Below are 6106 nucleotides of genomic sequence, written 5' to 3' on the forward strand. Positions count from 1 at the left end.
TATTTTTGGGTTTAACCCTTTTGCCGTTATTTGGCTTGAGGGTTAAATTCAAATCTATACACATTTCCACCGGTATCTTTATCTCTTTCATCCGCAATCAGAAGAGTTTTATCATCAAGGAAAAGAATTGCTTCTTTTTGGGAATTGTGATTTAAAGATATTTTTTCAATTTTGGAAGTATTGAAATTGTCTGCTGTAAATCCTGAAAGAACATGGATATTTTTATGGGTAAGCAGAATGATTTTATCCTGAGTACTGTTCAAAGCAGCAGAAGTAATGGCGGCGTCGCTGTACTTTCCGTCAAGCTTTAATTTCCCTATTAATTTAGCTTCAAAATCCCCTTCTTTATTAGGAACCTGGAATACCAGAAAAGTTCCGTCAAAACCTTTGCTTCTGTTCTTGGTGAAAAGATAGAAGTTTCCGTTCATTTCTACGAAAGCTTCGCAGTCATACAACAGGTTTGATTTCTTGGGAGGAAATTCAGTCTGTCCTTCATAATGAAATTTTGTGGTCTGAACGGTCTTGGATACTTTTTGGGTCGCATCTTTTAAATCCAGTTTTAAAATAGCCAGATTCTGTCTGTCGTTCTCATTATTTCCAAAATCGCCAAGGTAAATATTTCCCTGAGCGTCTTTTGTAATATCTTCCCAGTCGTTGTTTTCAGCATTTTCTACCAGAACATCCGTTACAAGTTTGCCCTGTTTGTCCAAACCATAGACTACATTTTTATTTCCTTGGTCTTCTATAGCCCAAATGGTATTTTTATCCTGGGACAGAACCATCCCTGACACTTCTTTCAGTTTTTTCGGTAAAGTAAATTCCACTGTTAATTCATAAGTTTTAGGGGTATCCTGAGCTTTCGGATTACAGCTCCACAGTAAAAAAGCGGATAGGGTAAGAATACGCAACATAGCTATTTTTTTAATTTTTTAAACTGAAAATACGAGTACCGTATATTTTTCTCTAAGTTATTAATAATCTGCTGATGGTGAAGAAAAAAACCAGCAGCCAGCCCGATTAAACTTCCGATAATGGTATCCAGAAGTCTCGCATGCATCAGATTTTCTACATGATGATGAACAAGGCTACCTGTTTCCGTCAGAAGGATCGTTAATGGGGTTATAAATATCACGGCAAAACCGTAGTTTCTTACAATAAGCAATTCGATAATAAACTGCAGGATCGTAATAATGATAATCATTTCTATTTTTGCGGGATCAAACAGCAGGATGAGCCATGCAAAACCTATTCCAATAAAGGTTCCCAAAATCCTGTGCGTATTCCTTTGACGGACATGTTCAAAATTCCGGCCCTGAATAATAGCTACTGCAGCAATAGAGATCCAATACGTATTTTCAAATTTCAGAAGATGCCCCACCATCAGCGTTAGCATCATAAAGAAGCCGATAATGCTGCTTTCTACAAATTTAGTATATCTCCTTTTATTAAATTTTCGTCTTCTCGGTATTGATAAGATATCCCCTTTTTCGATAAAAACAGAGTACAGAAATGCCAACGTGCAGGATAAGATCGCTCCCATGGCTACAAGCCCAACCCGTGTAGGAATCATTTCAAGATCAAACTGATAGGTGCTTGCCATGGCCGCCAGCATAATAAAGAAAAAATTTCCGGGTGGAGGAACTTTAAAATATGACGTAATAAAATGGGCAAGAAAAGATACAATTCCTAATGACAGACCTGCCGCATAAGCATTAAAGCTGAAAAACAGACTGATGGAAAAGGAGAAAACCATCCCGAATGCACAGACCGCCAGATGCACCATCCGCTGAGTGATAGGCGCCGAAGTGAAATACAAAATCGTCAGAGCTCCCAAACTGGACAAGCTTCCATAATTGGGTTTTCCTAAAAAATATCCAATGAACAGGCAACTTCCAATGCAAAGCGCTGCAAGGAACGGAAAATGCCATTTCCTTTCTGTTTTTTTGAATTCCAGCAAATACTGAAACCGGTGGTGTACGGCGCGCTGTACCTTCATATTATGGCATCAGTTTCGCTTTCTCCCACAACACATCCATTTCTTCCAGAGAGAGATCCGCAAGCTTCAAATCTGATTCTTCTGCGAGCACTTCCATTTTCTGGAATCTTGAGATGAATTTTAAATTGGTTCTTTCCAGTGCAGAATCCGGGTTCAGTCCAGATATTCTGGCATAGTTGATGAGAGAGAAAAACACATCTCCCAGTTCCAGTTCTTTTTTATCCGGATCCGTTTCTTCATGGAATTCCTGAATCTCTTCATCTACTTTCTTCCACGCATCTTCTGCATCGTGAAATTCAAACCCGATTCCTTTTACTTTATCCTGAATTCTGTAGGCTTTTACCAAACTTGGAAGGCTCTTGGGAACACCGCCTAAAATAGATTTATTTCCTTCCTTAAGTTTCAGTTTTTCCCAGTTCTGCTTCACTTCTTCTTCGTCTTTCACTTCTGTATCACCGTAAATATGAGGATGGCGGAAGATCAGTTTTTCATTTAAAGAATTGATGACATCTGCAATATCGAAACTTTCTTTCTCCGATCCTATTTTAGAATAAAAAACAAGGTGCAGCAAAACATCGCCTAACTCTTTTTTGATTTCCTGTAAATCTTCCTGCAAGATAGCATCCGAAAGTTCATAGGTTTCTTCCAATGTCAAATGACGAAGAGACTGTAACGTCTGCTTCTGATCCCACGGACATTTTTCACGCAAATCATCCATGATGTCTAATAATCTTCCGAAAGCTTCTAGTTTTTCCTGTCTGGTATTCATAAATCGAGAATTCAAAGTGATGCAAATTTAGGGTAAATCTTTAATTAAGCCGTTTTAAATTGGCGATAAAAAAATCTCTGTCAGAAATTTCTGACAGAGATTTATATTTTAAATTCAGGATAGATTATCCTTTTTTAGTATGCGTACTTTTTGGAGCTGCTTTTGCTGCAGAAGTAGCTTTTACTTTTGGAGCGGCAGGCTTTTCAGTTTTTGGAGCGGCTTTTTTAGGAGCATCTTTGTCAAGACTTACTTCTTCCTGTACACCGTCCAATGTTTCAGGTTCTGCTTTTACGAAGCTTTCTGGTGTAATGTATCCTGCTTTCTGAAGAAGGTTGTACCACTGAGCCAGTTTCTTGATATCTGAAGCATATACTCTTTCTGTATCATAGTTAGGAAGAGAAGCCGTCATAAAATCTTTAAGCGCTTCGTCAGAAGATTTGTGAGAAATAGTTTCTTTATACTCGTAATTTTTAGCAATATTTTCAAAAACTTCGAACAAAGGAACTTCTTTATCAAATGTAAACATGGCAATATTATCCAATAAACTCACTTGGCTTGAGTTTCCAATGCTTACTTTTTTCTTGGTAGTAACATCTTCAATGATAAAACCGTTTCTTAATTGAGAAACTAATTTGAAAAGTCCTGGCTTTCCAGAAATTGAAATTATTTTTTCTAACAGCATATTATTATTTTTTGTAAATTCTGCAATAGGCACGGGGCTTTTTGCTTTTTATTATTTTGTTTTTAATCCTTGTCTAAATTACTTTGGAAATCTCATTTTGTAACTGATGCTTACTTCACCCTGTGAGATTTTCGTCAGTTTACCTTTTACGAGTTTTTTCTTCAATACGCTCAAATGGTCGGTAAACAGTACGCCTTCAATATGATCATATTCATGCTGAATTACGCGGGCTCTAATATCGGAAAAAGTTTCTGTATGTTTCACAAAATTTTCGTCATAATATTCAATAACGATTGTTCCTTTTCTCTTCACATCTTCTCTTACATCCGGAATAGAAAGACATCCTTCATTGAATTTCCATTCTTCACCGGACTCTTCAAGAATCGTAGCATTAATGAAAACCTTCTTAAAATCAGCCAGTTCGTCTTTGATATCCTCATAATCTTCGTCATCCGCAAGAGGTGTCACGTCGATCACGAACAGGCGCAAGTCCAATCCGATCTGCGGTGCAGCAAGGCCTATGCCGTTGGCACTGTACATCGTTTCAAACATATTATCTATAAGTTCCTGTAAACCGGGATAATCTTTGTCTATATCTTTCCCTACTTTTCTCAAAACAGGATCCCCAAAAGCTCTTATCGGTAAAATCATCTTATTCTTTGTTCTAAAAAATTCTGCAGTATGATAGTTGCACTTACTTTATCTATTAACCCCTTTTCCTGTCTCTTTTTCTTGCTTTTTCCACTTTGGGAAATAAAAAAAGAAGCCATTTTAGAGGTAAATCTTTCATCTAAACGGTGGACGGTGATATCCGGAAATTCTTTCTGAAATGCTTCAATGAATTTTAAAATATCCGTCTCCACTTCGGAAACATTTCCTTTCAAGTCTGTAGGAAGGCCTACTACCACGTCATCCACTTTGTTTTCCGTGAAATACTTTTTCAGAAATTCCATCAAAAACCGTGTCTCAACGGTATCCAGGCCGCTGGCAATAATCTGCATATCATCTGTTGCAGCGATGCCGCAGCGTGCCTTTCCGTAGTCTATCGCAAGGATCTGTCCCATAAGTGTGCAAATTTAGTAAAATTTAATGATTTTATTCATAACGCAGTTTTTTTATAAAAATCATGTTTTATTCCATTATTTTTTTTATAATTTTAATCTTCCAAAAAACGAAAATATGAAGAAACTCATCCTCGTAAGACATGCGAAAAGCGACTGGCCGGAAGAAACGGAGGACTTCGACAGACCTTTGGCAGACAAGGGATTGAAAGATGCGATGAACATGTCCAGATTCATGAAAAGCAATAATATTTCTATTGATCATTTTGTTTCAAGCCCGGCGGTGCGCGCACTGAATACGTGCAAGATCTTTAATCAAACCTACCAGCTTAAAGTGGCTACGGAAGATAAACTTTATAATCCATCGGAAAGAAATTTTGAATCTGTAATCTACGACCTGGATGACAGCGTAGGCTCTGTGGCTCTTTTCTCCCACAACAACGGAATATCCAATTTTGCGAATTCCATCTCTGAAGATATTTTTCATTTCCCGACCTGCGGAGTAGCCGGTTTTGAAATAGACTGCAATTCGTGGTCTGAATTTGACGGTGCCAAAAAGAGACTCCTTTTCTTTTATGAACCAGGGAAAATATAATTTTATCTTTTTTTATCTGATTACACTCCTACTCTTTTTTTCTTGTCACAAAAAGGAGAAGACTTATATTGAAACCATTGCTGTAAACGATGTTCAGCTCCCTAAAGCAAAACCCGGCGACTGGAGATATTCGCGGGACGAAAAGTTTCAGACTTTCGACGATTTTCAGAAGCTCAAGAAAATAAAACCGGAACCGGGGAAAAATACAATTTATCTTCAACCGATTGGAGAATTCAATGAATTACAGAAAAAGGAAATAGAACTTACCCGTGAGTATTTAAGCAAATATTTTCAACTGCAAACCAAGGTTCTTCCCGTTTTATCCAATACTATCTTCCCAAAGGCTGCGAGAAGAATTTTCAAAGATGGTCAGGAGCAGATTTTGGCAGGCTATGTTCTGGACAGTATCCTCATCAAACGAGAACCTAAAGACGCCGTAGTCTTCATGGGAATCACGGAAAAAGATCTTTATCCAAGACCTGAATGGAATTATGTTTTCGGCATCGCATCGTATCAGGACGGTGTGGGCGTAACGTCTATGTACAGATTTGCCAATGGAGGCCTGGCAGATTCTAATTTTAATGAAAGTCTAGAAAGATTAATCAAAGTAAGTTCGCACGAGATCGGGCATATGTTTGGGCTCAACCATTGTCTAAACGCGAACTGTGTGATGAACGGAACCAATACACTTCCCGAAACTGATTTCCACTTTGCAAGAGCATGTTCTCTCTGTCAGCAAAAATTGAATTCAAGCATTCAGTATGTTCCTAAGAAACGGCTTGAGGATCTGAAGCATTTCTTTGAAAAACAGCATTTAAATTCTGAGCTTTCCCGGGCTGAGCAGGATCTTCAACTTTTGAAATAATCTTTTCTTTATACAATATCGTCTATAGGTTTTGGCTAAAGCCGGATTCTACCAATCTATAGGTGTAAACGGGCTAAAGCCCAATGTCATTAAGTTAAGAATCAATTACAGGCTATCTTTGTGATTTTTAGTAATTAT

Annotated in this window: 8 protein-coding genes; 2 read left to right on the plus strand and 6 right to left on the minus strand. The window is 37.8% G+C overall.

Annotation, left to right across the window (positions count from 1 at the left end; genetic code table 11):
- Positions 1-26: 26 nt before the first annotated feature.
- The 6 genes from IW22_RS20980 to ruvX all read right to left on the minus strand — a co-directional run bounded on the left by IW22_RS20980 (position 27) and on the right by ruvX (position 4511).
- The gene (locus IW22_RS20980) at positions 27-911 is read right to left on the minus strand and encodes a hypothetical protein (protein WP_034730750.1); all 885 of its coding nucleotides are present in this window, start codon (positions 909-911) and stop codon (positions 27-29) included.
- Positions 912-913: 2 nt separating this feature from the next.
- Positions 914-1996 (minus strand): FUSC family protein, encoded by a 1083-nt coding sequence (locus IW22_RS20985; RefSeq protein WP_034730753.1) that lies wholly within the window; start codon positions 1994-1996, stop codon positions 914-916.
- 1 nt (position 1997) lies between these two features.
- Positions 1998-2765, minus strand: coding sequence for a nucleoside triphosphate pyrophosphohydrolase (gene mazG / locus IW22_RS20990; protein ID WP_034730756.1), 768 nt, complete (start codon positions 2763-2765; stop codon positions 1998-2000).
- Between the two features lie 124 nt (positions 2766-2889).
- Complete coding sequence (locus IW22_RS20995) at positions 2890-3447, minus strand: DUF5606 domain-containing protein (RefSeq protein WP_034730758.1); 558 nt, start codon at positions 3445-3447, stop codon at positions 2890-2892.
- Between the two features lie 78 nt (positions 3448-3525).
- Positions 3526-4098, minus strand: a complete 573-nt coding sequence (gene def, locus IW22_RS21000) for a peptide deformylase (protein ID WP_034730760.1) — start codon at positions 4096-4098, stop codon at positions 3526-3528.
- Complete coding sequence (gene ruvX / locus IW22_RS21005) at positions 4095-4511, minus strand: Holliday junction resolvase RuvX (protein WP_034730762.1); 417 nt, start codon at positions 4509-4511, stop codon at positions 4095-4097. Before ruvX ends, def begins: the two co-directional genes overlap by 4 nt.
- A gap of 115 nt (positions 4512-4626) precedes the next feature.
- Between ruvX and IW22_RS21010 the strand changes: the two genes are divergently transcribed.
- A complete protein-coding gene (locus IW22_RS21010) occupies positions 4627-5103 on the plus strand; it encodes a SixA phosphatase family protein (RefSeq protein WP_034730788.1) in 477 nt (158 codons plus the stop codon).
- Positions 5084-5968 (plus strand): archaemetzincin, encoded by an 885-nt coding sequence (locus tag IW22_RS21015; RefSeq protein WP_034730765.1) that lies wholly within the window; start codon positions 5084-5086, stop codon positions 5966-5968. The genes IW22_RS21010 and IW22_RS21015 overlap by 20 nt, the downstream gene beginning before the upstream one ends.
- The last annotated feature ends 138 nt before the right edge of the window (positions 5969-6106 follow it).

Source organism: Chryseobacterium sp. JM1, from assembly GCF_000737715.1.
In the GTDB taxonomy this organism is placed as follows: domain Bacteria; phylum Bacteroidota; class Bacteroidia; order Flavobacteriales; family Weeksellaceae; genus Chryseobacterium.

Excerpts from the sequence above, each read along its gene's own strand:
- IW22_RS20980 (WP_034730750.1), bottom strand. The coding sequence starts at position 911 with ATGTTGCGTATTCTTACCCTATCCGCTTTTTTACTGTGGAGCTGTAAT.
- IW22_RS20985 (WP_034730753.1), bottom strand. The coding sequence starts at position 1,996 with ATGAAGGTACAGCGCGCCGTACACCACCGGTTTCAGTATTTGCTGGAA.
- mazG (WP_034730756.1), bottom strand. The coding sequence starts at position 2,765 with ATGAATACCAGACAGGAAAAACTAGAAGCTTTCGGAAGATTATTAGAC.
- IW22_RS20995 (WP_034730758.1), bottom strand. The coding sequence starts at position 3,447 with ATGCTGTTAGAAAAAATAATTTCAATTTCTGGAAAGCCAGGACTTTTC.
- def (WP_034730760.1), bottom strand. The coding sequence starts at position 4,098 with ATGATTTTACCGATAAGAGCTTTTGGGGATCCTGTTTTGAGAAAAGTA.
- ruvX (WP_034730762.1), bottom strand. The coding sequence starts at position 4,511 with ATGGGACAGATCCTTGCGATAGACTACGGAAAGGCACGCTGCGGCATC.
- IW22_RS21010 (WP_034730788.1), top strand. The coding sequence starts at position 4,627 with ATGAAGAAACTCATCCTCGTAAGACATGCGAAAAGCGACTGGCCGGAA.
- IW22_RS21015 (WP_034730765.1), top strand. The coding sequence starts at position 5,084 with ATGAACCAGGGAAAATATAATTTTATCTTTTTTTATCTGATTACACTC.